This window comes from Streptomyces sp. NPDC002867 (assembly GCF_053591895.1).
The window spans coordinates 1-3078 of record NZ_JBSFUR010000104.1; the positions used below are offsets into that span (position 1 = coordinate 1).

At 73.3% G+C, this 3078-nt stretch carries 2 protein-coding genes; both read right to left on the bottom strand.

Annotation, left to right across the window (positions count from 1 at the left end):
* Positions 1 to 2881 (bottom strand): non-ribosomal peptide synthetase (locus tag ACWD0A_RS34670; protein WP_451304682.1); only part of this gene is annotated, 2881 nt, incomplete at its 3' end.
* A partial coding sequence (locus ACWD0A_RS34675; protein ID WP_451304683.1) for a hypothetical protein occupies positions 2878 to 3078 on the bottom strand: 201 nt, incomplete at its 5' end. The genes ACWD0A_RS34675 and ACWD0A_RS34670, both read right to left, overlap by 4 nt.

The window sequence follows — 3078 nt, forward strand, 5'->3', positions numbered from 1 at the left end:
TGCCGTTGGGTGTGAGGGGGAAGGTGTCGATCACGGTCACGGCGGCGGGGACCATGTACGCGGGCAGCCGCTCGGCCACCCACTCGCGCAGCGCGCCGGTCTCCACACGGGCACCGGGCGCGGGCTGCACGTAACCCACGATGCGCTGTACGCCCGCGTCGTCGGTGTGCACCGCGGCCACCACCCGGCCCACCGACGGGTCCGCTGCCAGCGTGGCCTCGATCTCGCCCAGTTCGACGCGGTGGCCGCGTATCTTGACCTGGAAGTCCGACCGGCCGCAGTACTCCACGACACCGTCCGGCCGCCGGCGCCCGAGGTCACCGGTGCGGTACATCCGCGCGCCGTCTGGGCCGAACACGTCGGCCACGAACCGCTCGGCCGTCAGCCCGGGGCGGTCCAGGTATCCGCGGGCGACCCCGTCCCCGGCGATGTACAGCTCACCGACCGCCCCGGCAGGCACCGGCCGCAGGAAGTCGTCGAGCACGTACACCCGGACGTTGTCGGCGGGAACGCCGATCGCGGGCCGGGCGGAGCCGTCGCCGTGCCAGAGCATCGCGTCGACGGTGCACTCGGCGGGGCCGTACAGGTTGTAGACCGACAGGCCGGGCACCCTGTGGAGTTCGGCCCACAGATCGTCCCCGACCTCCTCGCCGCCGAGCGCGAGGACGCTCACCCGGTGCCCCGACGCCTCGAACATGCCGGCCGTCAGCATCTGGCGCGCCACGGACGGCGTGGTGTCGAGGACGTCGATGGCCGCGCCCGTCGCGTGGTCGACGAGCGCCAGCGCGTCCTTGCGGACGATGTCGTCGACGATGTGCAGTTCGTGCCCGGCCACCATCCACAGCAGCTGGCTCCACGAGGCGTCGAAGCCCAGGGAGTTGGTGAGGGCGGCGCGCAGCGGCCGCCCGCCGGCCCGGGCCTGCTCCGGCGCGAAGAAGTTCGCCCGGTGGCTGTGGAACATGTTGACCAGGTTGCGGTGCTCGACGGCGACACCCTTGGGCCGCCCGGTGGAGCCGGACGTGTAGATCACGTAGGCCAGGTGGCCTGGGAGCAGCGCACCGGTGCGGTCGCCGTCGCCGAGGTCCGTCGCGTCCTCGGGCAGCGCGGTGTCGTCGACCGGCAGCGCCCGCACGCCCTCGGGCACGGCGTGCGCCGTCGCCGCGGCGGTCAGGACGAAGGCCGGCCGCGCCTCCGCGCACACCGCCGCGATGCGCTCCACCGGGTGCTCGGTGTCGATCGGCAGGTAGCCCGCACCCGCCTTCAGCACGGCCAGGATCGCCACCACCGCCTCGGTGGTACGGGGCAGGGCGACACCGACGAGACCGCCAGGTCCGGCGCCCTGGGCGACGAGCAGCCGGGCGAGCCGGTTGGCACGGGCGTTGAGCTGCGCGAAGGTCAGGCGCGTCGTGCCGTCGGTGACGGCGACCGCGCCGGGCGTGGCCCGCACCTGCTCCTCGAACACCTCCGGCAGGGTCCGCACGGCGTGCGCCGCGGTCCGGCCGCTCGACACCCGCAGGATCTCCTGCCGCTCCGCGTACGAGCACAGCGGCAGCTGTCCCGCCGGCACATCGGGCCGGTCGGCGATGTCCAGCAGCAGGGCGCACAGGCGCTTCAGGACGTCGGCCGCCGCCTCGCCGGAGAAGACGTCGTCACGGTGGTTGAGTTCGAAGCGGAGCCGGTCGCCGGGGTGGACCGCCAGGCTCAGCGGGTAGTGCGTGCCCTCGAACGCGTCGTCGACGGCGTCCCGCATGATGCCGACGGCGAGCCCCGGGACGGCGGAGCCCCGGACGGCCTGCTCGACGGGGACGTTCTCGAAGGCGACGGTGGTGTCGAAGAGTTCGGTGAGGCCGACGGCACGGTGGATGTCGGCGAGACCGAGGTAGTCGTGCTTGGTCAGCGCCGACTGCTCGCGCTGGATGCGCGCCAGCAGGTCAGCCACCGGCTCGGCCGGGTCGACGCGGACCCGGGCGGGCACCGTGTTCATCATCAGGCCCACCATGCGGTCGCTGCCCGGGAGCTCCGGCGGGCGTCCGGCGACGGTGTTGCCGTAGACGACGTCCTGCCGGCCCGTCAGCACGGTCAGCAGCAGCGCCCACGCGCCCTGCACCAGGGTGTTGGTGGTGAGCTCGCGCGAGCGGGCGGCGGACACGAGCCGGGCCGTGTCGGCCTCGGAGAGCTCTGCGACGAGCCGCTGCTGGCGTCGGACGGAGGAGCCGGTGCCCGTGCCCTCCGCCACGAGCGTCGCTCCGTCGACACCGGCCAGGGCGGCCTTCCACGCCCGCTCGGCCTCGCCGCGGTCCCGGTCCGCGAGCCAGCCGAGGTAGTCCTGGAACGACGCGGGCGGCTCGAGACCGTCCGCCGCTCCGCCGTCCCGGTACATGCGGAACAGGTCGGCCAGCACCAGCGGCAGGGACCAGCCGTCGAGCAGGATGTGGTGGTTGGTGAGCACCAGGACGTGCCGGTCGGACGCGAGCCGCACCAGTGTGAACCGCAGCAGGGGCGGCTTCGCCATGTCGAAGCGCCGGGACCGGTCCTCGGCCAGCACCCGGGCGAGCCGCACCCGGCACTCGTCCGGGCCGAAGCCGGAGAGGTCGATCTCCTCCCACGCCGGCTCGACCGTCCGCGCGATCGCCTGGACGGCCTCGCCCGAACGCCGCCGCAGGAACCCCGCCCGCAGGCTCACGTGCCGTGCCGGCAGCGCGACGCAGGAGCGGCGCAGCGCCTCGGTGTCGAGGTCCCCGACGAGCTCCAGGGGCGTCTGCACGGTGTAGAAGTCGACGTGCCCGCCCTCGACATCTCCCTCGTCGAAGAGGGCGTGGAAAAGGATGCCCTGCTGCAACGGCGAGAGCGGCAGAACCGCTTCCAGGGATGTCTGTCTCACAGTGATGTCTCCCACTGGGCTTCGAGCTCGTCGAGTTCGTCCGCGTCGATGCGCACCAGGTTCTCGGCGCGCGGTGTCCCGGCGTCCGGGTCGGTGTTCTGTGCGGCGGGGGCGAGTTTGGCGATGGTTTTGTGGACGAAGATGTCCTTGGCGGTGAGGGCGAGGCCTGCGCGGTGGGCGCGGGCGGCGAGTTGCAT